This window comes from Pseudomonas sp. Van50 (assembly GCF_055390755.1).
In genome coordinates, this window is the sequence record NZ_AP024343.1 from 6,164,711 (window position 1) to 6,191,239 (window position 26,529).

The window sequence follows — 26,529 nt, forward strand, 5'->3', positions numbered from 1 at the left end:
GGAGCGAGCTTGCTCGCGATAGCGGCTAGCCAGCCAATATTAATCTCAAGCCAAAAGCATCCGCCGCAACTCAACACAATCGCGCGCATGCCAGTCCGTCAGCTCCGGCCATGGATTGTCCGGCAGGTTCACCAACACCGTCCGCGCACCCGCTGCCCGGCCACAGTCCAGATCGAAGCGGTAGTCACCCACCATCACCAGCGTGTCCGGCGCCACGTTCCAGGCCTCGGCCAGTTTCAGCAGGCCACCGGGATGCGGCTTGGGCGGTGCCTCGTCGCGGCCCAGCACATCCTCCACGGCGAAACAGTCCGCCAGGCCAATGGCCTCCAAGGTCACGTGGGCCAATTCGCGGGCGTTGCGGGTCAGGATCCCCAGGCGATCGCCGCGCCCGGCCAGTTCTCGCACCAACTCGACCGCGCCAGGAGCAGGCTTGGAACCCAGCGCCAGGTCCCGTTCGTGTTCCAGCAACCAGGCATGCTTGGCCGCCGCTTCCTCGGCGGGCAACCCTGCCAGATGAGTGAGGATGTCATCTTCGGCGGGAATCGCCAGGGCCACGCGGATTGCCGCGAAGTCATGCACGGCGATGGTCAGCGTGCCATCCATGTCGAACACCCAGTGACGAACCTCGGACAGGCTCATGCCCAGTCCTTGCGGTGGCGAATCAGGCCTTCCTGGGTAACCGAGGCCACCAGTTGCCCGGCGCGGTTGAACACGCTGCCCCGGGAGAATCCACGGGAATTGCCGGCCCACGGGCTGTCCATGGCGTAGAGCAACCAGTCATCGGCGCGCAGGTCGGCATGGAACCACAAGGCGTGATCGAGACTGGCGACCTGCATATCCTTGTGCCACACCGATTTGCCATGGGGCAGCAGCGAAGTGGTCAGCAGGCCGAAGTCCGACGCGTAGGCCAGCAGGTATTTGTGCAAGGCCGGCGAGTCCGCCAGGGCGCCATCGGCACGGAACCACACGTATTTCACCGGGTCGGCCGGTTGTGGGTTGTAAGGGTCTTTTTCGGTGACCGGGCGCACCTCGATCGGCTTGGGGCACAGCAGTTTTTCGCGCATGTGCTCGGGCAGCAGGTGCGCCCGCTGCTGGGTCAGTTCCAGTTCTGAAGGCAGGTTTTCCGGCCCCACCACCTGGGGCATGGTGCTCTGGTGTTCAAAGCCCTCTTCGTCGTACTGGAATGACGCACTGCAGGTAAAAATCGGGTTGCCCTTCTGGATCGCCGTCACCCGCCGGGTGCTGAAGCTGCCCCCGTCGCGCACCCGGTCCACCTGGTAGACCACCGGCAGCGCGGCATCGCCCGGACGCAGGAAATAACCGTGCATCGAATGCACATGGCGCGCCTCTTCCACGGTCTGGCTGGCCGCCGACAACGACTGGCCCAGCACCTGGCCGCCGAACAATTGGCGAAAGCCCAGATCCTGGCTGCGACCGCGAAACAGGTTCTCTTCGATCGGTTCCAGGGTCAGCAGGTCGACCAGATCTTCCAACACGTGGCTCATTCAGACTTTCCTCACACAGCGCAATGACCGCGCAGTCTACGCTGCGGCGGTGGATCGATTGTTGGCCCGGGCCATTTGGGCGGGCATTGTAAACGTCCGTGTCGGCTAACCGTGCAGGGTCTGCAACCACTGCTCACGATTGATGCGATAGAGCACATGGTGACGCAATGGATGACCGACGGCGAGTGTCGGGTGCTCGAAGTCGTCCGCCGGGTCGTGCTGCATGCCAATGGCCTGCATGACCTTTTGCGAGGGCAGGTTATCGACGGCGGTGAACGCCACCACTTCGTCCAGCGTCAACTGGTCGAAGGCACAACGCAGGGCGGTCCACGCCGCTTCGCTGGCATACCCCAGGCCCCAGTGCTCCCGGGCCAGGCGCCAGCCGATTTCGATGGCCGGCGTGAACGGCGCGTCGAACCCGACCACACCGAGCCCGGTAAAGCCGATGAAGTCTCCGGTGTCCTTGCGTTCCAGCGCCCACAAACCAAAACCATGCTCGGCGAAATGCCCCCGCACGCGGCCGATCAGGGCGGCGCTTTCCAGGCGGCTCAGGCGCTCAGGGAAATAACGCATCACCTGCGGGTCGGCGCACATGGCGGCAAATTCCGGCAAGTCATCATCGCGCCACTGCCGCAAGAGCAACCGTGCGCTTTCCAGTTCCAGTATCGGCTCCATCTTCACTCCCTTTCCATGCTCCAGAGTCTACATCGCTGGTAGGATCCGTCACTCAATCACTACTGAAAACACCATGCCACTGCCGCTGATCTATCACGAAGACTACAGCCCCGAATTCCCGGCGGAACACCGTTTCCCCATGGACAAGTTTCGCCTGCTGCGCGATCACCTGGTGGACAGCGGCCTGACTCGCGACGCGGACCTGTTGCGTCCGGCGCTGTGTCCGCCGGATATCCTCGCCCTGGCCCACGACCGTGCCTATATCGAACGCTACATGGGCGGCGAGTTGTCCCGCGAAGACCAACGGCGACTTGGCCTGCCCTGGAGCGAGGCCCTGGCCCGCCGAACGGTGCGCGCCGTGGGCGGTTCGCTGCTGGCCGCCGAACAAGCCCTTGAACACGGACTGGCCTGTCACTTGGCCGGCGGCACCCATCACGCCCACTACGACCACCCGGCCGGGTTCTGCATTTTCAACGACCTGGCGGTGATCAGCCGTTATTTCCTGGCCAGCGGTCGGGTTTCACGGGTGCTGATTTTCGATTGCGATGTGCATCAGGGCGACGGCACCGCCCGAATACTCCATGACACCCCGGACGCCGTGACAGTTTCCTTGCACTGCGAAAAGAATTTTCCCGCACGCAAGGCGCACAGCGATTGGGACATTCCCCTGCCGATGGGCATGGAGGACGCCGCCTACCTGAAGGTGGTGGACGACGCGCTCAACTACCTGCTGCCGCTCTACCAGCCGGATCTGGTGCTGTATGACGCCGGCGTCGACGTACACAAGGACGACGCCCTCGGTTACCTGAAACTGACCGACGAAGGCCTCGCCGCCCGGGACGAGAGCGTCATGCGCCATTGCCTGGGCCGCGACATCCCGGTGGTCGGCGTGATCGGCGGTGGCTACAGCAAGGACCGCCAGGCCCTGGCTCGCCGCCACGGGATCCTGCACCACAGCGCACAAAGGGTCTGGACGTCATCAGGTTGTCACTGAAACCTGGGCTTTACCCACAATGCCTGTGGAGCGGCCTGTGGATAACCTGAGCGAAACGGCCTACAGGCTATGTTGCCTATAGCTTGCAGGGGCTTGGCTGTTTTTTGATCAGAGTTCTCAACAACACCTACCGACCCAGTTGTGGGAGCGAGCTTGCTCGCGATAGCAGAGGGTCAGCTACATCAATGTCGCCGACACACCGCTATCGCGAGCAAGCTCGCTCCCACCGGGATCTGTGCTGGTAGAATGCCCCGCCTACCCCAGCCCCCACAGTTCAAATCATGACCTCGACCGCCAAGCCCTCCCCCTCAGACATCGCCATCATCGGCGGCGGCCCCGCTGGCCTGATGGCGGCCGAGGTGTTGAGCCAGGCCGGCCTGCGAGTCGACCTGTACGACGGCATGCCATCGGTGGGCAGGAAATTCCTGCTGGCCGGCGTGGGCGGCATGAACATCACCCACTCCGAAGCCTTTCCGGCTTTCCTGTCCCGCTACGCCGAACGCGCGCCAAACCTCGCGCCGCTGTTGCGGGCATTCGGGGCGGATGAGTTATGCACATGGATTCACGGGCTGGGCATCGACACCTTTGTCGGCAGCTCCGGGCGGGTATTTCCTACCGACATGAAGGCCGCCCCGCTGTTGCGCGCCTGGCTCAAGCGCCTGCGCGATGCTGGCGTGGTGATCCACACACGTCATCGCTGGCTCGGCTGGAACCCGGATGGCAGCTTGCGCATCGCCTCCCCGGAAGGCGACAAAACCCTGCACCCCAAGGCCACCTTGCTGGCGTTGGGCGGCGGCAGTTGGTCGCGCCTGGGCTCCGACGGCGCCTGGATGCTACCGCTGGAACAACGCGGCGTAGCCCTGGCGCCACTGCAACCCAGCAACTGCGGGTTCGAGGTAGAAGCCTGGAGCGACCTGATGATCAGCAAATTCGCCGGGGCCCCACTCAAGAACATCGCCATGGGCCTGAACGACGATGTACCGCGCCTCGGCGAATGCGTGCTCACCGCCACCGGCCTCGAAGGCAGCCTGGTCTATGCCCTGTCGGCAACGATTCGCGAAGCCATCAACCAATACGGCAGCGCGACCATTCATCTGGACCTGTTGCCGGGCCGGCCTGTGGATAAAATCCTCCAGGCCCTGAACAAGCCACGGGGCTCACGCTCGATGGCCAAGCACTTGCACAGCCAGTTGGGGATCGACGGCGTCAAGGCGGCGCTGTTACGCGAGCTCACGCCGGCCGAGCGTTTCACCGACCCGGCGCGGCTGGCCCAGGCCATCAAGACCTTGCCGGTCACCCTGGTGAAGCCCCGCCCCTTGGACGAAGCCATCAGCAGCGCCGGTGGCGTGACGTTCGAAGCCCTGGATGAACGCCTGATGCTCAAGCAAGTGCCCGGGGTTTTCTGCGCCGGGGAAATGCTCGACTGGGAAGCGCCGACCGGCGGCTACCTGCTCACGGCATGCTTTGCCAGTGGCCGGACAGCGGGGTTGGGAATGCTGGAGTGGCTACAGCGCCAGGGTTGAAGACCAAGGCGCGCCTATCGCGAGCAAGCTCGCGCCCACATTTACCGCAATCCTTCTGACAGAACCCGATCAACTGTGGGAGCGAGCTTGCTCGCGATAGCGGTTTATCAGACCTGACAGGCCATCAAGGCTTACGCTTACGCGGCCCGGTATTGAACACCGGCACTTTGCGCACAGGCTTGACCGAAGGCTCCACCGGCGCAGCGTCGCCACTGTCCACCCACTTGCCCAGGTTGCGCTTGCCGCCACCACCGGAGGTTTTCGGTTTCTTCGGCTTTTTCGGCTTCTTGATCACCTGGCCGCTGGCATCGGTGTCCGGCACGCGGTGCTCAGGCTCGAAGTCTTGTTCCATCTGGCGAGGCAACGTCTGACGGGTCAACATCTCGATGGCTGACAGCAAATTCACTTCATCGGCGCAGACCAGGGAAATTGCCTGCCCTGTAGCGCCCGCCCGGCCGGTACGGCCGATGCGATGGATGTAGTCCTCGGCCACGATCGGCAGGTCGAAGTTCACCACCAACGGCAAATCCTCGATGTCCAAGCCACGGGCGGCGACGTCGGTGGCGACCAGGATCTGCACCTCGCTGGCCTTGAAGCGGTCCAGCGCACGTTGGCGGGTGGCCTGGGGCTTGTCACCGTGGATACCGTCGGCGTTGACGCCCAGGCCCTGGAGCTTCTCCACCAGCGCATCGACGCCGTTGCGGGTCTTGGCGAATACCAGTACCTGTTTCCACTTGTGCTTGCGCATCAGGTGCACGAACAATTCCGGCTTGCGCTTCTTGTCCACCGTCACCACCCATTGCTTGACGGTGTTGGCAGCCACGTTGCGCGGGCTCACTTCAATGCTTAGCGGATCATTGAGCATCTGCCCGGCCAGCAAGCGGATCGCATCGGAAAAGGTCGCCGAGAACAACAGGGTCTGGCGTTTCTTCGGCAGGGCCTTGTAGATATTCGCCAGTTCCTCTGAGAAACCCAGGTCGAGCATGCGGTCGGCTTCGTCCAACACCAACGTCTGCAGTTGATTGAACTTCAGCGCATTCTGGCGGAACAGATCGAGCAAGCGCCCCGGCGTGGCGACCAGCAGGTCGACGCCTTTGCGCAGCTTCATCATCTGCGGGTTGATGCTGACACCGCCGTACACCGCGTAGGTGCTCAACGGCAGGTTTTGCGCGTACTGACGCACGCTTTCATGGACCTGCTCAGCCAATTCACGGGTCGGCACCAGGATCAGCGCCCGCACCGAATTGGCCGCGACCTTCGGCCCTTCGGTGGTCAGCAACTGCAACAACGGCACCGCAAAGCCGGCGGTCTTGCCGGTACCGGTCTGGGCCGCGGCCATCAGGTCGCGACCGGCGAGCACTGCCGGCATGGCTTGGGCCTGAACCGGAGTCGGGGTCTGGTAGCCGAGCGTCTCGAGGGCGCGCAGCAAGGGTTCGATCAGGCCAAGGGTGGCGAAAGTCATGGAAATACCGTAGGAAAAATCAGCGCAAGGTGTGCAATGCGCGGCAGTTTACCCTAAATCAGGAGACGGCCGGCGCAGGCTTGGGTTTGCGCCACTGCGGCAAACCGATCAACACCACCGCACTGATGATCACCAACATCGCCAAGGCCTCCTCGATGCCGATGGTCTCACCGGCGAATACGATGCCCAGCAACACCGCCACGGCCGGGTTGACGTAGGCATAGCTGGTGGCCGCCGCCGGACGCACATGCTTGAGCAGGTACATGTAGGCGTTGAAGGCGATGATCGAACCGAAGAAGGTCAGGTACGCCAGCGCGAACCAGCCTTCCAGCGGCGGCATGCTGTCCAGGTGTTCACCGCTGGCCACGCTGCCGATCAACAGCACCACACCGCCCACCAGCATCTCCACGGCGCTGGCCATTGCCCCGGCCGGCAGCGGCAGGTGTTTGCTGAGCACCGAGCCGAAAGCCCAGGAGGCCGCCGCGAACACCAGCAAGGTCGCCCCCAACGGGCTGGATTGCAGATTGGAACCGAGGTTGAGCATGGCGATGCCGATCAACCCCAGCACAATCCCCGCCCATTCCAGACGGGTATTACGCGCGCCCCAGAAATATCCGCACAGCAGGGTAAATAAAGGCACCGTCGCCACCGCCAACGCCGCAACCCCGGACGCCACGCCCGTGTGCTCGGCCACACTGACCGCACCGTTACCGAAACTGAGCAACAGCACGCCAATGATGGCCCCGGCTTTCCATTGCGCCCAGGTCGGCGCCGGCGCCCCGCGCCAGCGCAGGAAGCCGTACATCAGCGAACCGGCCAACACAAAACGAATCCCGGCCAGCAACAGCGGCGGCCAATGCTCTACACCGATGCGAATCACCAAGTAGGTCGAACCCCAGATGACGTACAAGGCAAAGAAAGCAGCGATCAATGGCAAGGGGAAACGGCGTGGGCCAGGCATGTTCAGCTCGAAGTCAGGACAATGAGAGACGCTATTCTAGAAAGGCGATAGACGGAAATTAAGCTACAAAACCTGTTTATCCAGGCCATACACTTTTCAAAACACGGCGATCAGCGCTATAAATCGCGCTTTCGAAAGTCGCACCGACAGGAAGCCAAACCGTGGATAAATACGACCGCATGTTGCTCAGTGCTCTGTTGGACAACGGTCGTGCGTCCTACGCCGAACTGGCCCGCAAAGTGAACCTGTCAGCCCCCGCCGTGGCTGAACGAGTCAGCAAACTGGAAGCCAGCGGTGTCATCACCGGTTATCAAGCCAAAGTCGACATGGCGAAGATCGGCCTGCCGGTGCAGTGCGTCATCGAACTGCGAATGAACCAGCACGGCAACCAGAAGACCTACGACGAACTGTGCAAGATCCCACAACTGACCGAATGCCACCGGGTCACCGGGGATCCGTGCGTGATCATGCAAGCGGCGGTTGGCTCGATGCCCGAGCTGGAAGAGCTGATCAACCGCATTGCCAAGTTCGGTTTCAGCAAGACGTCGATCGTGCTGTCCAGCGCCATTGAAAAGCGCGTGCCGTTGGGGCAGTTGGAAGGCAATGGGAAATAACACTGATCAACTGTGGGAGCGAGCTTGCTCGCGATGGCGGAGTGTCAGTCACAAAGCGGCTGACTGATCCGACGCTATCGCGAGCGAGCTCGCTCCCACAGTTGTCCCAGCGGTGTGTTTAGAACCCGCGATGGCGCTTGAGATGCTCGTTGATCTTCGCCGCCGGCACTTTCTGCAAACTGCACAGCAAATCATGGGACAACTCCCGCAACCCATGCTTTTGCCGCAGTTGCGAAGCCAGGTGCGCGGTGAGGTTGGCGGCCATTTCGGCGTCGGCCATGGCCCGGTGAGCCTGGCCGGTGTGGGGCAAGCCGGCGAACGCATTGAGCGTGCCGAGCTTGTGGTTCGGCGCCGCCGGCATCAGGCGCCGGGCCAGCAACAGTGAGCAGGCAAAATTCTGCAAGCGGGTGCGTTTGATACGTCCCAGCTCGAAATCCCAGAACTTCTGGTCGAACGCGGCGTTGTGGGCCAGCAGTGGCGTGATGCCGACGAACTCGTTGACCTCGTTCATGACCTTTTCCGCCGAGGGTGCGCTGCGCAGCATGGCGTTGCTGATGCCGGTCAGTTGCTCGATAAACGCAGGGACGCGCACACCGGCATTCATCAGGCTCTGGTAGCGGTCGACGATCCGGCCTTGCTCGAGCATCACCACTGCGATTTCAGTGGCCCGGCAACTGCTGCTCGGGGTGATCCCGGTGGTTTCAAAGTCGATGACTGCGATGCGTTCCAAACCTTTTGAACTCCGTGAAAATCAATTCTTGAGCAACAACGCGCCTTCGATGGGCACATAGCGACTGGCGGCGCGGATCAGCGAGTTGGCGGTCAACCCCGGCACGCCATAGGCCACGGCTTGCACACCGTGCTTCTGGATGATGCGTTCGAGCAACATGTCGAAATCGCCATCGCCGGAGGCCAGCACCACTTCATCGACATGGTCGGCGGCGTCCATGATGTCCAGCGTGATGCCCACGTCCCAGTCGCCCTTGGCCGAGCCGTCGCTGCGCTGGATGTAGGGCTTGAGCTTCACGACGAAACCCAGGTTGCGCAGGATCTGCTGGAATTGCTGCTGCTTGCTGTCACCGCGATCGATCGCATAGGCATAGGCCTCGACGATCTGCCCCTGTTTGCTGACATCGGCCCACAGCGCGGCGTAGTTGAAATGGCAACCGTAAGCCTGGCGCACGGTGTAGTAGAGGTTCTGGACATCGGCGAACACTGCAATTTTTTTCACCGCGTTTCCTCTTGGATGCACACGTACGCAGCCCACCAGGGCCGAAAAGTCGCCCAGTATGCCAGCCAGAAGGATTGTTCCGCGAATAATCGACCCGAGGCGCCAGGGCGCCCCGGACGAATGGCAGGTCAGACGAAAGAGTCGTCGTCGCCGAAGGAAGATGAATCGTCACTGTAGTCCGCGTCGCTGAACCCGCCCTGGTCGTTGCCGTAGGTGTCGTTGTCGGCCACGCGCGAGTCATCGCCCCAACCGTTGCCTGCGGTGTCGTTGACCGGTTGCGCCGGTTCTTCCTTGATGACCTCGACGATCTCCTGCGGTTGCTGATTGCTGTGGAACAGGCTGCTGATGCCTTGGGCCAGCATCACGCCGCCCGCCACGCCCGCCGCGGTTTTCAGGGCGCCGCCGAGGAAGCTGCCCGCTGCCGGGGCCTGTTGCTGCGGTGCGCCATAATTGCCGGGCGGCGCGCCGAAGCCCTGTTGGGGCGGGGCATTGAAGGACGGTTGCGCCGGTTCGCGCCAACCGCCACCGCTGGCGGCCGGCGCGCTCGCCGGGCGCGAATCCCGCGGGCTGCCGCCGAAAATACTCGAGAGGAAACCACCGCCACCGCTGGGTGCCGGCGCTTGCTTGCGCGCTTGTTGCAGCTCGGCCTGCAATTGCTCGACCTGCTGGGCGAGTTGCCTGTTCTGCTCATCGAGGCGCTTGATCGCGGCCTCCTGCACCAGGATCGCCTGGGCCATGAAATAGCCCGCCGCTGGCTGGCTCGCCAGGTGCTCCTTGATCCGCGCCTCGGCCTGGGCGTCGCGCGGGGCTGAATCCTTTTCGGCCTGTTGCAGCCGTGAAAACAGTCCATCGATCAGGGTTTGTTCTTCGTTGTTCATGGCGACCTCATTCGATTGCCGGGTAGAAACCATTCCGATCCCGAAGACCGGTGCCCATCAGTAATGGGGCTCGCCGGAAAGCTTTCAATGGTCTTTACCTGATGTTTACGTTTGCTTGTGCGGGCGCCTGATCGGTTAAAGTGTCGGACCGCTTTTTCAACTGCGATACCGACCCATGAATCCGTTTGACGTGTTGCGCGACTCTTTGTATTTCTTCAAGCGCCATTTGGGCCGGATCGCCCAGTTGTGCCTGCCACTGGTGATACTCGAGGCCCTGCTGCAGCAAGGCGTGGACAGCGCCCTCGGCCCCGACGGTTTTCCCGGCTACAGCGTGATCGTCGGGCTGCTGGTGTACCCCTTGTACACCGCCGCGCTGATCCTGTTTCTCGACGCCCGCAGCCGCGGTGAAGCACCACGCACGCGGGACCTGCTCGCAACGGCCCTCACGCTGTGGCCACGCTTTGCCTTGCTGACGGCCCTCAACACGTTGTTGATCCTGGTGGGGCTGTCGTTGTACTTCCTGCCGGGCCTGTGGCTGATGGTGACCCTGGCCTTCGGCGAATACCTGTTGGTCCTCAGGGGCCTGGCCCCCCTGGCGGCGATGAAGGAAAGCCTGAACCTGTCCCGCGGCAACTTCTGGCGGATCCTGCTGTGCATTCTCGCGGTGATGGGCCCGCTGTGGCTGCTCAAGGGCGCCAGCGTCTCGGTGTATCCGTCACCCCAGAACCCCGCGGTCAGTTTGCTGATCGACAGCGTCCACAGCTTCCTGCAACTGTTCACCACCGTGGTGCTGTTCCGCCTGTTCATGCTGATCGAGGCCAAGCCCGAGCGCCGCTGATCGCACACGGCGACAGCCCTGGGCTTGGGCTTGAGAACCGCTCTCGGTTATGCTCGGGAGCACTTTTGCGTTTCGCCCATAAGCCGAGCCATGACCCGTCTACTGCGCCACACCTTGCTGGGCCTGCTGTTGATCCTCAGCCTGGCCGCCCTGTCGATCTACGGCCTGACCTGGCGGCCAGAGCCCCGGGAAAGCGTGCCGGTCAGTTGCACCGCCAATGCAGCCGCGCTGGCACCCGGCCAAGCCTTGAAGGTGATGACCTGGAACGTCCAGTTCCTCGCCGGCAAGCGCTACGTGTTCTGGCACGACCTGGCCCAGGGCGACGATGAAAGCCCGACCCTGGAAGACATGGCCTTCAGCCTCGACGAAGTGGCCCGGGTCATCCGCGACGAGCAACCGGACATCGTGTTGCTCCAGGAACTGGACAAGGGCGCCAAGGCCAGCGATTACCAGGACCAGCTCAAGCTACTGCAGGAACGCCTCGCCGACCTCTATCCGTGCGGCACCAGCGCCTTCGACTGGAAAGCCGACTTCATCCCCGACCCGCACATTTTCGGCAGCGTCGGCCGGCAACTGGCGACCCTGAGCCGCTACCGCATCGACCATGCCGAACGGGTGCAACTGCCGGTGGCCGACACCAACGTCATCAGCCGTCAGTTCCAGCCGAAAAATGCCTTGTTGGTGAGCTATCTGTCACTGAGCGACGGCAGCCAGCTGGCGGTGCTCAACACGCACCTGGAACGGGCCACTGAACCGGACGAAACCCTGCCTAGACAAATCACCGCCGTGACCAAGGCACTGGATAAGTTCGAATCCGCAGGCACGCCCTGGCTGATCGGCGGCGACTTCAACCTGCTGCCCCTGGGCCAGTACCGACGCCTGCCGTCAGAACAACGCACGCCCTACTCCGCCGACAGCCCGCTGCACCTGCTGTGGGACAAGTACCCGATGATTCCCACCAACAACGAAGCCAGCGGCATCGACCGCGAGCACTGGCTGACCCACTACCCGAACGACCCCGGCCTCAACGGCCCGGACCGCACCGTTGACTACCTGTTCTACAGCCCCCGGATCAAACGGGTCGAAGCCCAGGTGCGCCAGGACGATACCTTGCGCATCTCCGACCATTTACCGGTGATTGCGCGTTTTTTGTTGCCAGCCATACCTTGAAAGGAATCTCACCATGACGGTAATCGCCCTGATCAACCCCGAGCATGACCCACACTTGATCGCCGACTGCTTGATCAGCGCGGACGGTCCAGACAAGCGCCAGTCGATGTCCGTGTGGGTTCCTTCGCTGGGGCTGATACCCACTGATTGGCATGACGCTGACGGGCCGTTTCATATCGCGCGCATGGGTCGAAAAACCTACATCCTGCCGAACAACAGCGGCATGCTCGCCTTTGCAGGGGATTGTCGGTCGGCCTATGAGTTCTGGGTGGCGCTTGCGAAGTCGATTGACATCAAGCTCGGCTATCAACCCGACGCCATGATCGATGCCAACACGATCGACCAGATTCTAATGGGCATGGGCCAGACCGCGGGTGCATTCCACATGCTGGGCGTTCTACTGGATGGAAAGGGTGGCAAGTGCGCCTATACCCACCGCCCTGAAGCCACGATGACCACCCAGAACTTTGGAACCTGCTACCTCGCCGGTTCAGGGACAAACCAGCTCAAGCAGCGGATCGAAACGGAAGACGAACGCTTCGCTCCCCTGGATGAATGGCCTTGGACGCATATCTCGCCGACTGAAGAACTGGCGGAATCCTTGTGTTCCAACATGCTGTATTACGAATCCGACATCAACAACGGGCGCAAACCCAACACACCCATTCATGACCGGTTCGGCGGATTTTATGAATGGTATGGCATTAAATCCATCGGGATAAAAACCACGCCTCCCAGGATCGACTTGAACATCCTGGTCAAGGACGATGCCCTGTATCTGACCCGGCTCCATTTCTCCGAAAGCGCCCACCCAGCGGTAGATGACCCTGACTTCAAAGGGTCGCAAATCATCTTGAAGGTCTTGACGTTCTGCCTGAGAACACAAGAATTTGACCCACATCGGCTTTTCGACAACCTGGTGTTCACCTTCGAGCAGGTAGAGGGGGTACTCATCGAGCGGTTCTTCAACCACTACGAGAGAGACGCAAGTTCGCCACTGTCGGACCCGAGGATTTCAGGCATTGTCCCAGCGGACGTCTTGCAAAGGGACTTTAGAGAAGGCTTGCCGGTCAAGCGAGTTCGCCTGATCGTCTCGGTCAATGGCTATGCCGTGGTCAAGGGCGTGACCGAAAGCGACGAATCCCTCGCGCCGGCCAGAATCCAGTATGCCAACGGCCAGGTATCCGTGGCCTTTTCCGAAAAAACAGGCCTTTTGATTGCAGATATCGTCAGGAGGCATCTGCAGCAGTCGTTGTGATACAGGGTGCTAGGCCTTACGCGGTTTGACCCGCGCCGTCGCCTCCGCCACCAGCGGATCGTCCGGCCAGTAATGCTTGGGATAGCGCCCCTTCAAATCCTTCTTCACCTCGGCATAGGTGCTGCGCCAGAAGTTCGCCAGGTCCTGGGTCACCTGCACCGGTCGGCGGGCCGGTGACAGCAGGTGCAGCTTGACCACCTGGCGTCCGCCGGCAATGCGCGGGGTGTCGGCCAGGCCGAAGAGTTCCTGCAAGCGCACCGCCAGGATCGGTGGATGTTCGCTGTAGTCCAGGCGGATCGACGAGCCCGAGGGCACGCTCAGATGGTGCGGCGCCAGTTCATCCAGGCGTTGCGGCAACGGCCAGGGCAACAGGTTGTGGACGATGCTCGACAGGTCCAGGTTGGCGAAATGGCTGAGGCGCGAGACACGGCCCAGATACGGCATCAACCAGTGCTCGAGGGTGTTCAGCAGCGCTGCGTCGCTGACGTCTGGCCATTCACTCTCGCCCTTGGCCTCCAGTTCAAGGCGACGCAACAAGGCCACCCGCGCCTGCCATTGCCGCAGTTCCGGGGTCCAGGGCAGCAACTCCAGGCCCTTGCGCCGCACCAGGTTCACCAGGGCCTGGCTACGGGCTGACTCGTCCAGGCCGGTCAACGGTTCGCGGCTGAGGACCAGTTCGCCGACCTTGCGCTGGCGCTCGGCCCGCAGCACACCTTCGCGTTCATCCCAATCCAGTTGATCCACCACGCGGACCTGTTCGGCCAGCACCGAATCGAACAGCGCCGGGTCGAAATCCGTCGCCAGGTAGATCCGCTCTTCCCGCTGGCCCTGGCGGCTGCCCAGGTCGGCGATTACCAGCCATGCCTGTTTCATCAGGCTGTCAGCCTCGGCAAACAGCGCCGCCCGGCCGTTGGCCAGGCGATACTCCGCGCCGCCGGGCCGGCGCTGTTGGGCGACGCGGTCGGGGTAGGCCAATGCCAGCAACGCGCCAAGCCAGCGCGGATGATCGGGATCGGCTACGGCCTCTTCGGCCTTGCCCCGCAGGTAACCGCGATATTGCCGGGCCAATTGCCGCGCCCGCTGCACCCCGCCCTGGGCGCCGCGCGCCGCTCGTTCTTCGCCGGACAGCAAGGCCAGGCGACTGTGCAGGTCGGCACCGGCACCGCGCAGAATGTCGCGCTCGCCCAATAGCGCGGCGACATTGCAAGCCATGTCCGCCAGCCCCAGCGACTGGCCACGCAACAGCAGATGCGCGATACGCGGGTGAGCCGGCAGTTCGGCCATGGCCTGGCCGTGGCGGGTCAGTTGCTCGCCCTCCAGCGCGCCCAGGCGCTGCAGCAGGTCCTGGGCCTGGGCATACGCAGCGGCGGGCGGAACGTCGAGCCAGACCAATTGCTGCGGCGTCACGCCCCAGCGCCCCAGTTGCAGGGCCAACCCGGCCAGGTCCGCCGACAGAATCTCCGCGCTACCGTAAGCGGCCAATTGTTCATGCTGGTCTTCGGACCACAACCGGTAGCACACACCCGGCTCCAGGCGCCCGGCGCGACCGGCCCGCTGGGTGGCGCTGGCCCGGGAAATGCGCTGGGTGTCGAGCCGGGTCATGCCGCTGCCCGGGTCGAAACGCGGCACCCGGGCCAGTCCGGCGTCGATCACCACGCGCACGCCATTGATGGTCAGGCTGGTTTCGGCAATGTTGGTGGCCAGCACCACCTTGCGCTGGCCGGCAGGTGCCGGGTCGATGGCGGCGCGTTGAGCGGCGAGGTCCAGTTCGCCGTGCAACGGGCAGAGCAAGACGTTGCCGCCCTCGCCCAAGGCCTCGGCCAGTTGCTGATGGACCCGACGGATCTCCGCCTGCCCGGGCAAGAACACCAGGACGCTGCCGGTTTCATCGTGCAGGGCTTCGAGCACGGTCTGCACCAGCCGTGGCTCGATGAACTCGCCAGGCTGGAATGGCCGGCCCCAGCGCACCGTCACCGGGAACATGCGGCCTTCGCTGCGCAGGATCGGCGCGTCGTCCAACAACCCGGCCAGGCGCTCGCCTTCGAGGGTCGCGGACATCAGCAGGATTTTCAGCGGTTGGTCTTCGCGAAACAACTCCCGACCGTTGAGGCTCAAGGCCAGGGCCAGGTCGGCATCGAGGCTGCGTTCGTGGAATTCATCGAAAATCAGCAGCCCCACCCCTTCCAGCGCCGGGTCGTCCTGCAATCGGCGGGTGAGGATGCCTTCGGTGACCACTTCAATGCGGGTCCTGGGCCCGACCTTGCTGTCGAGACGAATCCGGTAGCCGACGGTTTCACCAACCTTTTCCCCCAGTTCGCTGGCCAGCCGCTCAGCCGCCGCCCGTGCCGCCAGGCGCCGGGGTTCGAGCATCAGGATGGTCTGTCCGGCCAGCCAGGGCTCGTTCAGCAAGGCCAGGGGAACACGGGTGGTTTTACCGGCACCGGGCGGTGCTTCGAGCACGGCTTCGTGGCGTGATGCCAAGGCTTGACGCAGGGCGGGTAAAACTTCATCAATCGGCAAAGAAATCATGCTGGCTCCAAAACAGAGGGCCGAGTATAACGGCGAACTGTTTAGCGTGGTCTGGACTCCAACCAGCAACGCCTCTACTACCTGTTCAGGAGATTGCTATGCGTATTCCCTTTCGCGTGATCGGTGGCGTGCTGGTCGCCTCCCTGCTGACTCAAATCAGTGCCTGTGGCTCGATCTTCTACCCGGACCGCCGCGGCCAGATCGACGGCAAGATCGACCCGGCCATCGCCGCCCTCGATGCCGTCGGCCTGCTGTTCTACATCATCCCCGGCCTGATCGCGTTCGCCGTGGACTTTGCCACCGGCGCCATCTATTTCGAACCGGGCCGCAGCGTCCAGATCGAGCCAGAGAAACTCAAGCCGGCCATCAACCCCGACGGCACAGTCAATAACCAAAAACTGCAGGCGATCCTGGAACGTGAACTGGGCCGCAGCTTCCCGCTGGACGATCCTCGACTGATCCAGCACAAGGGCAGCGCGCAACAACTGGCCACCCTCGGTCTGAAACCGGCCGCATGACCGGCGCCACTGAAGGAACGACCGCGCCATGACCACCAGCACCGAACACGCTCGCCTGCTGCGCCTGGCCACCCGGGCGTCGGTGGCCGTGGCGCTCACACTGGTGATCGCCAAGGCCCTGGCCTGGTGGCTCAGCGGTTCGGTGAGCATGCTCGCCGGCCTGACCGACTCGGCCCTGGACGGCGTCACCTCGCTGCTCAATCTGCTGGCGGTGCACTATGCATTACGCCCCGCCGACGATGACCATCGCTACGGTCATGGCAAGGCCGAATCCCTGGCCGGCATGGCCCAGGCGCTGTTTATCGGCGCCAGTGCGGTGCTGATTGCCTTGCAGGCCTTCGAACGCCTGAAAACCCCGATACCGGTGGAGGCGCCCTGGCTCAGCGTCGGTGTGATTGTGTTTTCCCTGGGGCTGACCCTGGCGCTGCTGGCGTTGCAGCATCGGGTCATCCGCGCCACCGGCTCCAACGCCGTGCGCGCCGACTCGCTGCACTATCGCTCCGACCTGCTGCTCAATGGCAGCATCCTGGTCGCGCTGGTACTGGCCGGGTTCGGTTGGTATCGACTCGACGCCTGGTTCGGCCTGGGGATCGCCGCGTACATCCTGTGGAGCGCCATCCAGATCGCCCGGGAAAGCTTCGCGGTGCTGATGGATGAAGAACTGCCGCCCGACGTCAGCCAGCGCATGCTGGAACTGGCCTGCGCCGTGCCCGGCGTGCTGGGCGCCCATGACCTGCGTACACGGGTCTCCGGCAACCACTGGTTCGTGCAGCTGCACCTGGAGTTGCCGGGGGACCTGACCCTGTCAGTGGCCCACGGCATCAGCGATCAGGCCGCCGATGCCATCCACCACGCTTATCCGAAGGCCGAAGTGCTGGTGCATGCCGATCCGTCGGACGTGGTGAAGCGCGCCAGCGCGTGATGCCGAACACAGAACCGGAGGCGAGGGAGCTTGCTCCCGCTCGGTTGCGCAGCGACCGCAAGATCCTGGGCCTGCTGCGCAGGCCAGCGGGAGCAAGCTCCCTCGCCACAAGGGGATTTGCACTGGATAGTCAGTACGTCACCTGATACCCACGACTGCTCAAGCAACTGCCCTGGGCCTGGCGATAGGTCTGCACCACTTCCGGTGCCGGCGGGTAGGTGTAGTTGCGCGGATCGAACCCGCTCTGCTGCACCGCCCAGCGATAGCAGTCGTAGCCATCCTGATTGACCTGCTCGGGCGACTGGCCGTTGGCCGGATAGGCCACCACATCGAAACTGTTGCCTTGGGGTTGCGGCTGCGGGTTGGCGACCGGCGCATCGACCACGACATAATCCTGGGTGTTGGCTTCGTAGATGTAATAGGCGCCGGCAGCGAGGAAGAACAGCGAACTGCCGATCCATACTTCCCGGGCGTAATCGGGCAGGTAACGAGTGCGGATGCCCCGCGGTGGCGCGACCACGACGTAACGCGGTCCTTGCGGGCGATACCAGTAGCCGCCGGAATAGAAATAGTCCTGGCCGCGATAGGGCACGCGGTAGTTGCGATCCGGGAAACGGTCGATCACATAACCCGGACGGTATTGCGGCCCCGGGCCCCACCCGTTGCCATGCCCATCCGGCCGACCGGGCCAATGCTGACCGGGACGACCGTCATGGTCTGGTCGCGGACCTGCGTTCGGATAGCCATCGTTGCGCCGAGGGATATCGCGGTAATACCCCGGTTGCGGTTCGCGGGTCTGGGTCACGCTGTCGGGCCGGCCCTGGATGGGCAAGTTGTTGCCAGGCTGCGGCGGACGACCGTGAGCGTTAGGGTCCTGCGGTGGGCGATCGTAGTGTTGTCCACCCGGGTTCTGCGGCTTGACCTCGAACTGACGACTGTTGTCGCCCCGAATGATTTCGTTGCTCTGCGGCCGCGGCTGGCCCGAGTAACCCTGGCCGTTGCCGCCGCGCCCGTCCTGCCCGCGACCGCCGTCCGGGCCGCCACGGTTTTGCTGATCGTCGGCGATTCCCTGCGCACTGACACTTGCCCACAACAGACCAACACCTGCCAAACGCCAGATGCGCGACTTCATGAAATTCCTCACAACGGTTCAGGGCCTGATGATAAGACTGGAAAAGCCCAGGCCGGTTCTGCGACAGATTATCAGCCACGGGGTTTATTTCGCAGGCATTAAAAAAGGGAGGCCCGTCGGCCTCCCCTTGAGAATTTCGTCCGTGCTCGACGCTTATGACGTCGGCTCACCTCACGCCGTCTTCTGGACGGTGTGCAGCTCGGGGGTCTGCCAGTACCGGTGGGTACTGCGACCGCAGCCGGCCGGATTGGGCGGGCTGCACTGGACTGTTTGTCCGAGCAGTGATCTTGGTGGTAAGCATAAGCCTGGGGTGCCGACAGATGATTGCGAAGATTGCGGAAATAAACATCACTTGCGCAATTTTTAACCCCGGATAGATAATCCTCCGCAATTATCAAGATAAAGGCCCGACCGATGAGCAAACTCGACCGTTATGACCTGAGCATTCTGGCGGAATTGCAGCGCGATGCGCGCATCTCCAACCAGGAACTGGCCGAACGCATCGGCCTGTCGCCCTCCCCCTGCTCGCGGCGGGTCAAGCAGTTGGAGGATGACGGCTACATCACCCGCCAGGTCGCCCTGCTCGACCGCAAGCTACTGGGCCTGAGCCTGACGGCTTATGTGCTGATCGGCATGGACCGCCACACACCCGAGCGTTTCGAGAACTTCGAAGCCGCCATCCGCAACCTGCCGCAGGTGCTGGAGTGCAGCCTGGTCACCGGCATGGACGCGGATTACCAGCTCAAGGTGGTGGTGCCGGACATGGACCATTACCAGAAACTGCTGTTGGGGCACCTGACCCGGATCGACGGGGTGACCAGCGTGCGTTCGAGCTTTGTGCTGAACCAGGTGCTCAACAGTACCGAGTTGCCGTTGACTCACCTGCGCAGCTGAATATCGCCATGAACCCTGTGGGAGCCGAGCTTGCTCGCGATGGCGGTGGATCAGCCAAGTCATTGTCAGCCGTAATGCCGTCATCGCGAGCAAGCTCGGCTCCCACAGGTTCCGGGGCAGTCACGCCACCGGTAAGGCGATGAATAGCTGCGACACACCGCCGCAGGCCAATCCCTCGTCGTTCCCCCATGCCGTATACTCGCCCCGCCCTTACAACCCCGCCCACGCCGGAGTGTCCTGATGGATCCTGCTGTTTTCGAAGAGTGGATGATGACCGGCCTGGTCAGCATCCTGATCATTTTCATGGGCTTCATCGTCTGGGACCTGGCGAAGAAGTCCAAGGCCGGACGCTTCGGCTCGTTCATCCTGTTTTTCGTGTTGGGCCTCGGCGTGGCCGCGTTCATCATCAAGAGCGTAGTGATCGGCCTGATCGAATCAGGCGCGTTATAAGCGCGCCGGAACTTCTTTCCACTGGCCCTGATCGAGCCCTTCGATCGTCCAGTCGCCGATCCTGACCCTCACCAGGCGCAGTGTCGGCAAGCCTACCGCGGCGGTCATGCGCCGTACCTGGCGGTTGCGCCCTTCGCGGATCACCAGCTCCAGCCAGCTCGTGGGCACGCTTTTACGAAAACGCACCGGGGGGTTGCGCGGCCATAACTGCGGCTCGTCCAACTGGCGCGCCTCGGCTGGCAAGGTCATGCCGTCGTTCAACTCCACCCCATCGCGCAAACGCTGCAACTGTTCGGCATTCGGTTCGCCTTCCACCTGCACCCAATAGGTCTTGGCCAGCTTGTGCTTGGGGTCGGCGATACGCGCCTGCAATTGCCCATCGTTGGTCAGCAACAGCAAACCTTCACTGTCGCGATCCAGCCGCCCGGCCGGGTAGATGCCCGGTACGTCGATAAAGTCCTTGAGCGTCGCCCGCCCCTCACCGTCGCTGAATTGCGTCAGCACGTCGAAGGGTTTGTTGAACAGGATCAGCTTTGGCTCGGCCGGCGGAGCCTTGGCCACACGGCGCGGCGCAGCGGCGGGAAGCTTCGCGCCAGGGCGACGGGAGGCAGGGCGTGGAGGACGGGGCATGGCGAATACAACATCTAACAGTCGGGGCCGACCATGCTAGTGGCCCGACCGTTAAATGACCACCATCCGATCAGCGGAACGGCGGCTCGTCGAAGCTGCGCAGTTTGCGCGAATGCAACGAGTTGAGTTCGGTGCGCAACAGGTCCAGCGCCTCGATGCCGATCTTCAGGTGCTGGTTGACCGCTCGCTCATAGAACGCGTTGGCCGAGCCCGGCAGCTTGATCTCGCTGTGCAGCGGTTTGTCCGAGACACACAGCAACGTGCCATAGGGCACCCGCAGACGATAACCCTGGGCGGCGATGGTGCCGCTTTCCATGTCCACCGCCACGGCGCGAGACAGGTTGATCAGCGGACGTTCCTGGGCCCAGCGCAGTTCCCAGTTGCGATCGTCGTAAGTCAGCACGGTGCCGGTGCGCAGGCGCTTTTTCAGCTCGTCGCCCTTCTCGCCGGTGATATTCGCCGCCGCCTGCTGAAGCGCCATCTGCACTTCGGCCAGGGCTGGAATCGGAATGTTCGGCGGCACTACCCGGTCGAGAATGCCATCGCGACGCATATAGGCGTGGGCCAACACGTAGTCACCGATGGTCTGGGACTGCCGCAGCCCGCCGCAGTGGCCGATCATCAGCCAGCAATGCGGGCGCAGCACAGCCAGGTGGTCGGTGATGTTCTTGGCGTTGGACGGGCCGACGCCGATGTTCACCAGGGTCACGCCATGGCCGTCGTTGGTCTGCAGGTGATAAGCCGGCATCTGGTAACGGTGCCAGACCACACCGGCAGCGATGGCCGACGCTTCGCCATGGTCCATGTTCTTGTCGATGATCACGTTGCCCGGCAGGACCATGCGCACAAAGCGCGGGTCGCTGCGCAACTGCTCCAGGCCATGGACGATGAACTGGTCGACATAGCGGTGGTAGTTGGTCAGCAGGATCCACGGCTGCACATGGCGCCAGTCGCTGCCGGTGTAATGCACCAGCCGGCGCAGGGAAAAGTCCACCCGCGCGGCATCGAACAGCGCCAGGGGCAGCGGGTCGGTGTTTTCCCAGTCGTAGAGACCGTCGGCGATGCCATCGGTGGCGGCCGACAGGTCGGTGCTGGGGAATACCCGCGCCAGTACGGCGGCGGTCACACCGGAGCCGGCCAGTTCGTCACCCTGCTCCACCACGTACGGATAGGGGATGTTCTGCTCGCTGACGCCCACTTCCACGGTGACGGTAAAGTCGTGCATCAACGGGACCAGCTGTTCCAGCAGGTATTTACGGAACGCGGCGGGATGGGTCACGGTGACGCTGTAGGTGCCCGGCAACTGGACCTTGGCATAGGCCCGCGTGGTTTGCGGGACTTCGCCGTGGCAGTGATAGGTCAGGCGCAAGGCGGGATAGCGAAACAATGCACGCTGCTCGGCATCCGGTTCGATGCGGTCCTTGAGATAACGCATCAGCGCCTGGTTCAGCGCGGTGGTCGCACGCTCGTGCAGGGCCGCTAGACGATCCACGGCTTGTTCGGCGGTTTGAACGACAATAAACGCTTCGGTCACGATCAGCTTCCTGTGTTCTGACTTGCAGGCCTTCATCTTGCCTGCATCGCCGCCCGACGGGAACAGTGGCGTATTGGCGCGCTCGATCATTCGCCGACAATCCCTGTGGGAGCGAGCTTGCTCGCGATAGCGGTGAATCAGTCACCATAGAGGTTGGATGTACCGACGCCATCGCGAGCAAGCTCGCTCCCACAAGGTTCGATGGCGTAATCAGAGGTTGTGTACAACTCAGGTCCACTGTGGGAGCGAGCTTGCTCGCGATAGCGGTGAATCAGTCACCATAGAGGCTGGATGGGCCGACGCCATCGCGAGCAGGCTCGCTCCCACAAGGTTCGATGGCGTAATCAGAGGTTGTGTACAACTCAGGTCCACTGTGGGAGCGAGCTTGCTCGCGATAGCGGTGTGTCAGTCACCATAGAGGCTGGATGGGCCGACGCCATCGCGAGCAGGCTCGCTCCCACAAGGTTCGATGGCGTAATCAGAGGTTGTGTACAACTCAGGTCCACTGTGGGAGCGAGCTTGCTCGCGATAGCGGTGTGTCAGTCACCATAGAGGCTGGATGGGCCGACGCCATCGCGAGCAAGCTCGCTCCCACAGGGGTATGTGGTGTTTCTAAAAGGCGTGCGGGGTCGAGCGGGTAACGATCGCCTCGACATTCAAGCCCCGAGGCAGGGCACCGTACACCCGGCCGGTCGAACCCAGGCGACTGGCGATAAAAGCATCGCTGACCTCACTGTTCCCCGCCTCCAGCAACAGCTTGGCCTGCAGGCCGACGGCGATGTCTTCGGTCAATTGCCGGGCGCGGTACTGGATGTCGTCGGTGTCCTTGAAGGCTGCCTGCAATTGGTGGATATGCCCGGCCAGGCGCTTGTCGCCATGGCCGTCGCCCAATTCGCTGAACAAGACCTCCAGCACACCCGGCTCCTTGGACAGGGCGCGCAACACATCGAGACATTGCACGTTACCAGAGCCTTCCCACGTCGAGTTGACCGGTGCTTCGCGGTACAGGCGCGGCAGGATGCTGTCTTCGACGTAGCCGGCGCCGCCCATGCATTCGGCGGCTTCGTTGATCATCGCGGGGGCGCGCTTGCAGATCCAGTACTTGCCCACCGCCGTCACCAGCCGGGCGAACTTGGCCTCATGCTCGTCATTCAAATGGTCCAGCGCCCGGCCCATGCGCAGGCTCAAGGCCAGGGCGGCCTCGCTTTCCAACGCCAGGTCAGCCAGGACGTTCTGCATCAGCGGCTGTTCGCTCAACAGCTTGCCACCGACCTTGCGGTGCGCACAGTGATGGCTGGCCTGGGTCAACGCCTGGCGCATCAGGGCGCTGGAGCCGACCATGCAATCGAAGCGGGTCATGGCCACCATCTCGATGATCGTCGGCACGCCGCGGCCTTCTTCACCGACCATCCAGGCCAGTGCGCCACGGAACTCGACTTCGCTGGAGGCGTTGGAACAGTTACCCAGCTTGTTCTTCAAGCGCTGGATGTAGAACTGATTGCGCGTGTCGTCCGGGCGATGGCGCGGCAGCAGGAAACAGGTCAGGCCCTTGTCGGTCTGGGCCAGGGTGAGGAAAGCGTCGCACATCGGCGCCGAACAGAACCATTTGTGCCCCACCAGCTCATAGGCCTGGCCCGGACCGCTGGCACCCACCGGATAGGCCTTGGTGGTGTTGGCCCGCACATCGGTGCCGCCCTGTTTTTCGGTCATCGCCATGCCCAGGGTCACCCCGGCCTTGTGGGCCATGCCGACGTTGCGCGGGTCGTACTCGGTGGCGAGCACCTTCGGCAGCCAGCGCTCGGCCAGATCCGGTTGCAGGCGCAGCGCCGGCACGCTGGCGAAGGTCATGGTCAACGGGCACCCCGTACCGGCTTCGGCCTGGCTGTGCAGATAGGTCATCGACGCCCGGGCGACATGTGCGCCGGGCTGTGGATGGGCCCAAGGCAAACTCGGCAGGCCATGCTCGACGGCGGTGCGCATCAACTGGTGATAAGCGGGATGGAACTCCACCAGATCGATGCGATGGCCGTAGCGGTCATGACTGGAAAAAACCGGTTTGTTCTGGTTGGCCAGGAAGCCCGCTTCCATCAACGGCCCGCCGGCCAGCGCCCCATACGCATCGATCCGCGCCTGCGCCCAGCCAGCCCCGAAGCGCTGCGACCACTGCTGCAACGGCAGGTCGATGCGGTACAGATTGGCGCCATCCAGAGACGGCGGCTGATTGGTGACGTCGTGGGTTTCAGCGAACTGGTGCAGGTTCATGACAGGGCTCCTCGATCGGCCAGGGATTCAGTTAAGCACCGCCTCCAGGCCGAACAAAGTGTCATATATGCCTAAATATCGGCGCTTTCACCCTGCCTCGGGCAAAGCACCCGACGCTGGAGCGTGGCCTGCAATGCCTCGAATTTCACCGGTTTGCTCAGGTAGTCGATCAACGCGCCCGAGGGACAGCGCTCCTGCCCCAGGTTCGGGCTGACCACCAGTACCGGCAGCTCTTCGCAGCCAGACAACGCGCGGATCTGGCAGCAGACCGACACACCGTCCAGCGGCGGCGACTGGCAATCGAGCAGCACCGCGTCAAAGCGCTCGCCGTGCAGCAGATCCAGCGCGGCGCGGCCACTGTCGGCGGTGCGCACCCGATAACCCAACTTGAGCAACATGCCACGCATGACCAACTGATCGATGTTGTTGTCATCCGCCAGCAGCACCGTGCAATCCTGGGGCTGGCGCGAGCCCTGGCGGCCACCGAAGGAAAACGGTGTCGGGACCGCCGCCGGCAAGGCCACGTCAAACTCCACGTCCAACTGGAACCGGCTGCCGCGACCAGGCTCGGAAGTGTGGGTCAGGCGCCCGCCCAGCAGCTCCACCAGTTGCCGACAGATGGCCAGGCCCACGCCGAGACCGCCATATTCGCGGGTCATCGAGCCGTCGAGCTGGAAGAAGCGCTGGTACAAGGTCGCTTCCCCCAGGTCGGTAAAGCCGATCCCGGTGTCGATGACGGCAAAGGACAACACCAGCCGATCGAGCTCCGTCGGCCGACCGCTGACACGCAGCGCCAGGCCGCCCAACCGGGTGAACTTGATCGCGTTGTCCAGCAAGCATTCCAGGCATTGGGCCAGTTTACCGCTGTCGCCGATCAACCGGTCCGCCAGGCCCGGGGACACGTCGACCTTGAAATCCAGGCCCTTGGCCGCGGCATTGGCGCCGAACTGCACCTGCAGCGCATCGATCACCCCACGCAGGCTGAACGGCGCCGGATAGACCTTGAGCTTGCCGGCCTGCAACTCGGTGAGGGTGAGGATGCCATTGACCATGCGCATCATGTCCCGCGCCGAGCCGGCGGCAGTCTGTTGATACTGGGTCAGCTCCTCGTCCATCTCGACGGTTTCCATCAACTCCAGGGAACCGATCACACCATTCATCGGCGTGCGCAGTTCGTGGGTCAAGGTGGCGAGGAATTCATCCTTGAGCTTGTTGCCGTGGGCCAGTTGCTGGTTGAGCACTTCGAGTTTCTGCCCGGCGTCCAACAGGGTCTGGGCCTGCTGTTCGCGCATGGCATTGATGCGGTCGGCCAAGGCCAGGGACAACAGCGCCACTTCGATGGCCGAGCCGATCTGGCTGGCGTACATGGTCAGGAAGACGTTCGGCAGGTAGCCCAGCACCATCAAGGTATTGATGATGCCCCCCAGCAGAAACGCCGACCAGGCAATGATGAAATAGCGCGCCACCCGCAGACCACGCCACCAGGCGAACAACCCCGCGGCAAAGATCGCCACCGTGAACACCAGCGCCAACGCCGTCGCCAGGCGCAGGGCCAGGGCATAGCTGGTCATCAGCGACAGGCTGATGACCACGGCGCTGTAGCCGATCAGTGCCAGCAGCATGCGGTCCATCCAGCGGCCATGCTGGGCGGTTTGCAGGAAGCTGCGGGCGAACTGGCTGCCAAACAGGCCCGCGCAGCCGATGAAAAACGGCGTCGCGGCGTTGGCCCACCAGGGGTTGTCCGGCCAGAAGTACTCCACGGCGGCACCGTTGACCGACAATTGGTAGAGGCCGAACGAGGCGATGTAGAAAATGTAATAGAGGTAGCTGGTATCGCGCACGCTCAGGTAGATGAACAGGTTGTACACCAGCATCCCCAGCAGCACGCCATAGATGATGCCCAGCACATACAGGCGCACCGGCTGTTGCTCGAGGTACGCGGTGCTCGACCACAGCGTCAACGGCGCCTGGATCGAACCCTGGCTTTGCAGGCGCAAATAGACGGTCTGTTGCTGTTCGGGTTTGAACGCCAGGCTGAACAGGTAATTGTTCTGGCGGATCTCGCGGCTGGCGAACGGCAACGCATCACCAGTCTGGCGAACCAGCCGATAGGCCCCCGCCGCGTCGGGCAGGTACAAGTCGAGGTGGTCCAGCGGCGGGTATGCCAGCTCCAGCAGCCAGGTGCGCTGGGCGTCCGGATTGCCGGGGCGATAGTGCAGGTCGATTTTCAACCAGAAGGCTGATCGCGAGTAACCGGCGTTCAACGTGGCTTTGTCGTGGGGCTTGAACGCACCCGCTGCGGACTGGGCCAGGACCTCATCCAGGGTGGCCGTGCCGCCCGCGTCCTCGAACACTTGCAAGGCATGGCCCAAGGGTAGGCTTTGGGTGAATTCATCGAATTCCAGGGCACTTGCCAGAGGGGACAAGCACAGCAGTAACATCAGCAAATAGCGCATTTAAGCCCCAGCGTGGCCTGTCCGGTTGAGTCAGGAAGCCCCCCATTCCCTGAGTAGACGTAAAACCGGCATTACCTGTTATGTGTTGGATCC

General features: G+C 63.0%; 24 protein-coding genes. 10 read left to right on the forward strand and 14 right to left on the reverse strand.

Features of this window, described 5'->3' with window-relative positions:
• Window positions 1-45: 45 nt before the first annotated feature.
• From ACZ5M5_RS26665 to ACZ5M5_RS26675, 3 genes are all read right to left on the reverse strand, one after another.
• Complete coding sequence (locus ACZ5M5_RS26665; protein ID WP_103310987.1) at window positions 46-639, reverse strand: HAD family hydrolase; 594 nt, start codon at window positions 637-639, stop codon at window positions 46-48.
• A complete protein-coding gene (tesB, locus tag ACZ5M5_RS26670) occupies window positions 636-1,505 on the reverse strand; it encodes an acyl-CoA thioesterase II (RefSeq protein ID WP_060740513.1) in 870 nt (289 codons plus the stop codon). Before tesB ends, ACZ5M5_RS26665 begins: the two co-directional genes overlap by 4 nt.
• 105 nt (window positions 1,506-1,610) lie before the next feature.
• The gene (locus ACZ5M5_RS26675) at window positions 1,611-2,180 is read right to left on the reverse strand and encodes a GNAT family N-acetyltransferase (RefSeq protein WP_072411436.1); all 570 of its coding nucleotides are present in this window, start codon (window positions 2,178-2,180) and stop codon (window positions 1,611-1,613) included.
• A gap of 73 nt (window positions 2,181-2,253) precedes the next feature.
• Between ACZ5M5_RS26675 and ACZ5M5_RS26680 the strand changes: the two genes are divergently transcribed.
• Window positions 2,254-3,174 carry a histone deacetylase family protein gene (locus ACZ5M5_RS26680; protein ID WP_092258409.1) on the forward strand — a complete coding sequence of 307 codons (921 nt, stop codon included), beginning with the start codon at window positions 2,254-2,256 and terminating at the stop codon, window positions 3,172-3,174.
• A 281-nt stretch (window positions 3,175-3,455) separates the two neighbouring features.
• Window positions 3,456-4,697 carry a TIGR03862 family flavoprotein gene (locus ACZ5M5_RS26685; protein ID WP_464738199.1) on the forward strand — a complete coding sequence of 414 codons (1,242 nt, stop codon included), beginning with the start codon at window positions 3,456-3,458 and terminating at the stop codon, window positions 4,695-4,697.
• Window positions 4,698-4,821: 124 nt separating this feature from the next.
• Here the strand turns inward: ACZ5M5_RS26685 and ACZ5M5_RS26690 are convergent, their stop codons facing one another.
• Window positions 4,822-6,159 (reverse strand): DEAD/DEAH box helicase, encoded by a 1,338-nt coding sequence (locus ACZ5M5_RS26690; RefSeq protein WP_060740509.1) that lies wholly within the window; start codon window positions 6,157-6,159, stop codon window positions 4,822-4,824.
• A gap of 58 nt (window positions 6,160-6,217) precedes the next feature.
• Window positions 6,218-7,120 (reverse strand): drug/metabolite exporter YedA, encoded by a 903-nt coding sequence (gene yedA, locus ACZ5M5_RS26695; RefSeq protein WP_060740508.1) that lies wholly within the window; start codon window positions 7,118-7,120, stop codon window positions 6,218-6,220.
• Between the two features lie 161 nt (window positions 7,121-7,281).
• On the opposite strand from yedA, the gene ACZ5M5_RS26700 reads away from it, so the two are divergent.
• Entirely contained in the window at window positions 7,282-7,734 is a 453-nt protein-coding gene (locus ACZ5M5_RS26700) for an Lrp/AsnC family transcriptional regulator (protein ID WP_014340343.1), read from the forward strand.
• Between the two features lie 118 nt (window positions 7,735-7,852).
• Here ACZ5M5_RS26700 and ACZ5M5_RS26705 read toward each other — a convergent pair whose 3' ends face one another.
• From ACZ5M5_RS26705 to ACZ5M5_RS26715, 3 genes are all read right to left on the reverse strand, one after another.
• Window positions 7,853-8,464 (reverse strand): 3'-5' exonuclease, encoded by a 612-nt coding sequence (locus ACZ5M5_RS26705; RefSeq protein ID WP_057451857.1) that lies wholly within the window; start codon window positions 8,462-8,464, stop codon window positions 7,853-7,855.
• Window positions 8,465-8,485: 21 nt separating this feature from the next.
• Window positions 8,486-8,965: a LabA-like NYN domain-containing protein gene (locus ACZ5M5_RS26710; protein WP_053182045.1), complete on the reverse strand. Its 480-nt coding sequence runs from the start codon at window positions 8,963-8,965 to the stop codon at window positions 8,486-8,488.
• Between the two features lie 128 nt (window positions 8,966-9,093).
• Window positions 9,094-9,843 carry a DUF2076 domain-containing protein gene (locus ACZ5M5_RS26715; protein ID WP_103310685.1) on the reverse strand — a complete coding sequence of 250 codons (750 nt, stop codon included), beginning with the start codon at window positions 9,841-9,843 and terminating at the stop codon, window positions 9,094-9,096.
• 175 nt (window positions 9,844-10,018) lie between these two features.
• Here ACZ5M5_RS26715 and ACZ5M5_RS26720 point away from each other — a divergent pair, with 175 nt between their 5' ends.
• From ACZ5M5_RS26720 to ACZ5M5_RS26730, 3 genes are all read left to right on the forward strand, one after another.
• A complete protein-coding gene (locus tag ACZ5M5_RS26720; RefSeq protein WP_072411456.1) occupies window positions 10,019-10,681 on the forward strand; it encodes a YciC family protein in 663 nt (220 codons plus the stop codon).
• Between the two features lie 90 nt (window positions 10,682-10,771).
• Complete coding sequence (locus ACZ5M5_RS26725; RefSeq protein ID WP_464738200.1) at window positions 10,772-11,851, forward strand: endonuclease/exonuclease/phosphatase family protein; 1,080 nt, start codon at window positions 10,772-10,774, stop codon at window positions 11,849-11,851.
• Window positions 11,852-11,864: 13 nt separating this feature from the next.
• Window positions 11,865-13,109: a hypothetical protein gene (locus ACZ5M5_RS26730; protein WP_464738201.1), complete on the forward strand. Its 1,245-nt coding sequence runs from the start codon at window positions 11,865-11,867 to the stop codon at window positions 13,107-13,109.
• 9 nt (window positions 13,110-13,118) lie between these two features.
• Here the strand turns inward: ACZ5M5_RS26730 and hrpB are convergent, their stop codons facing one another.
• Window positions 13,119-15,638, reverse strand: a complete 2,520-nt coding sequence (gene hrpB, locus ACZ5M5_RS26735) for an ATP-dependent helicase HrpB (RefSeq protein WP_464738202.1) — start codon at window positions 15,636-15,638, stop codon at window positions 13,119-13,121.
• A 98-nt stretch (window positions 15,639-15,736) separates the two neighbouring features.
• Between hrpB and ACZ5M5_RS26740 the strand changes: the two genes are divergently transcribed.
• Window positions 15,737-16,156 (forward strand): hypothetical protein, encoded by a 420-nt coding sequence (locus ACZ5M5_RS26740; RefSeq protein ID WP_060740501.1) that lies wholly within the window; start codon window positions 15,737-15,739, stop codon window positions 16,154-16,156.
• 28 nt (window positions 16,157-16,184) lie between these two features.
• A complete protein-coding gene (locus ACZ5M5_RS26745; protein ID WP_207280711.1) occupies window positions 16,185-17,078 on the forward strand; it encodes a cation diffusion facilitator family transporter in 894 nt (297 codons plus the stop codon).
• Window positions 17,079-17,208: 130 nt separating this feature from the next.
• Here the strand turns inward: ACZ5M5_RS26745 and ACZ5M5_RS26750 are convergent, their stop codons facing one another.
• The gene (locus ACZ5M5_RS26750) at window positions 17,209-18,210 is read right to left on the reverse strand and encodes a DUF6515 family protein (protein WP_464738203.1); all 1,002 of its coding nucleotides are present in this window, start codon (window positions 18,208-18,210) and stop codon (window positions 17,209-17,211) included.
• Between the two features lie 414 nt (window positions 18,211-18,624).
• Here ACZ5M5_RS26750 and ACZ5M5_RS26755 point away from each other — a divergent pair, with 414 nt between their 5' ends.
• Together ACZ5M5_RS26755 and ACZ5M5_RS26760 are read left to right on the forward strand one after the other, a co-directional pair.
• Window positions 18,625-19,104 carry an Lrp/AsnC family transcriptional regulator gene (locus tag ACZ5M5_RS26755; protein WP_003185723.1) on the forward strand — a complete coding sequence of 160 codons (480 nt, stop codon included), beginning with the start codon at window positions 18,625-18,627 and terminating at the stop codon, window positions 19,102-19,104.
• Window positions 19,105-19,344: 240 nt separating this feature from the next.
• The gene (locus tag ACZ5M5_RS26760) at window positions 19,345-19,554 is read left to right on the forward strand and encodes a DUF2788 domain-containing protein (RefSeq protein WP_003228500.1); all 210 of its coding nucleotides are present in this window, start codon (window positions 19,345-19,347) and stop codon (window positions 19,552-19,554) included.
• On the opposite strand, the gene ACZ5M5_RS26765 is transcribed toward ACZ5M5_RS26760, so the two are convergent.
• The 4 genes from ACZ5M5_RS26765 to ACZ5M5_RS26780 all read right to left on the reverse strand — a co-directional run bounded on the left by ACZ5M5_RS26765 (window position 19,549) and on the right by ACZ5M5_RS26780 (window position 26,436).
• Window positions 19,549-20,115, reverse strand: coding sequence for a pseudouridine synthase (locus ACZ5M5_RS26765; RefSeq protein WP_162491256.1), 567 nt, complete (start codon window positions 20,113-20,115; stop codon window positions 19,549-19,551). The two genes, ACZ5M5_RS26760 and ACZ5M5_RS26765, sit on opposite strands and share 6 nt — an antisense overlap.
• Before the next feature lie 139 nt (window positions 20,116-20,254).
• The gene (gene amn / locus ACZ5M5_RS26770) at window positions 20,255-21,754 is read right to left on the reverse strand and encodes an AMP nucleosidase (protein WP_162491255.1); all 1,500 of its coding nucleotides are present in this window, start codon (window positions 21,752-21,754) and stop codon (window positions 20,255-20,257) included.
• A gap of 576 nt (window positions 21,755-22,330) precedes the next feature.
• Window positions 22,331-23,980: an acyl-CoA dehydrogenase family protein gene (locus tag ACZ5M5_RS26775; RefSeq protein WP_103311361.1), complete on the reverse strand. Its 1,650-nt coding sequence runs from the start codon at window positions 23,978-23,980 to the stop codon at window positions 22,331-22,333.
• Window positions 23,981-24,051: 71 nt separating this feature from the next.
• On the reverse strand, window positions 24,052-26,436 hold the full coding sequence (locus ACZ5M5_RS26780; RefSeq protein ID WP_464738204.1) for a 7TM diverse intracellular signaling domain-containing protein: 2,385 nt from the start codon (window positions 26,434-26,436) through the stop codon (window positions 24,052-24,054).
• Window positions 26,437-26,529: the final 93 nt, after the last annotated feature.

Excerpts from the sequence above, each read along its gene's own strand:
- ACZ5M5_RS26665 (WP_103310987.1), bottom strand. The coding sequence starts at position 639 with ATGAGCCTGTCCGAGGTTCGTCACTGGGTGTTCGACATGGATGGCACG.
- tesB (WP_060740513.1), bottom strand. The coding sequence starts at position 1,505 with ATGAGCCACGTGTTGGAAGATCTGGTCGACCTGCTGACCCTGGAACCG.
- ACZ5M5_RS26675 (WP_072411436.1), bottom strand. The coding sequence starts at position 2,180 with ATGGAGCCGATACTGGAACTGGAAAGCGCACGGTTGCTCTTGCGGCAG.
- ACZ5M5_RS26680 (WP_092258409.1), top strand. The coding sequence starts at position 2,254 with ATGCCACTGCCGCTGATCTATCACGAAGACTACAGCCCCGAATTCCCG.
- ACZ5M5_RS26685 (WP_464738199.1), top strand. The coding sequence starts at position 3,456 with ATGACCTCGACCGCCAAGCCCTCCCCCTCAGACATCGCCATCATCGGC.
- ACZ5M5_RS26690 (WP_060740509.1), bottom strand. The coding sequence starts at position 6,159 with ATGACTTTCGCCACCCTTGGCCTGATCGAACCCTTGCTGCGCGCCCTC.
- yedA (WP_060740508.1), bottom strand. The coding sequence starts at position 7,120 with ATGCCTGGCCCACGCCGTTTCCCCTTGCCATTGATCGCTGCTTTCTTT.
- ACZ5M5_RS26715 (WP_103310685.1), bottom strand. The coding sequence starts at position 9,843 with ATGAACAACGAAGAACAAACCCTGATCGATGGACTGTTTTCACGGCTG.
- ACZ5M5_RS26720 (WP_072411456.1), top strand. The coding sequence starts at position 10,019 with ATGAATCCGTTTGACGTGTTGCGCGACTCTTTGTATTTCTTCAAGCGC.
- ACZ5M5_RS26725 (WP_464738200.1), top strand. The coding sequence starts at position 10,772 with ATGACCCGTCTACTGCGCCACACCTTGCTGGGCCTGCTGTTGATCCTC.
- ACZ5M5_RS26730 (WP_464738201.1), top strand. The coding sequence starts at position 11,865 with ATGACGGTAATCGCCCTGATCAACCCCGAGCATGACCCACACTTGATC.
- hrpB (WP_464738202.1), bottom strand. The coding sequence starts at position 15,638 with ATGATTTCTTTGCCGATTGATGAAGTTTTACCCGCCCTGCGTCAAGCC.
- ACZ5M5_RS26740 (WP_060740501.1), top strand. The coding sequence starts at position 15,737 with ATGCGTATTCCCTTTCGCGTGATCGGTGGCGTGCTGGTCGCCTCCCTG.
- ACZ5M5_RS26745 (WP_207280711.1), top strand. The coding sequence starts at position 16,185 with ATGACCACCAGCACCGAACACGCTCGCCTGCTGCGCCTGGCCACCCGG.
- ACZ5M5_RS26750 (WP_464738203.1), bottom strand. The coding sequence starts at position 18,210 with ATGAAGTCGCGCATCTGGCGTTTGGCAGGTGTTGGTCTGTTGTGGGCA.
- ACZ5M5_RS26755 (WP_003185723.1), top strand. The coding sequence starts at position 18,625 with ATGAGCAAACTCGACCGTTATGACCTGAGCATTCTGGCGGAATTGCAG.
- ACZ5M5_RS26760 (WP_003228500.1), top strand. The coding sequence starts at position 19,345 with ATGGATCCTGCTGTTTTCGAAGAGTGGATGATGACCGGCCTGGTCAGC.
- amn (WP_162491255.1), bottom strand. The coding sequence starts at position 21,754 with ATGAAGGCCTGCAAGTCAGAACACAGGAAGCTGATCGTGACCGAAGCG.
- ACZ5M5_RS26775 (WP_103311361.1), bottom strand. The coding sequence starts at position 23,980 with ATGAACCTGCACCAGTTCGCTGAAACCCACGACGTCACCAATCAGCCG.
- ACZ5M5_RS26780 (WP_464738204.1), bottom strand. The coding sequence starts at position 26,436 with ATGCGCTATTTGCTGATGTTACTGCTGTGCTTGTCCCCTCTGGCAAGT.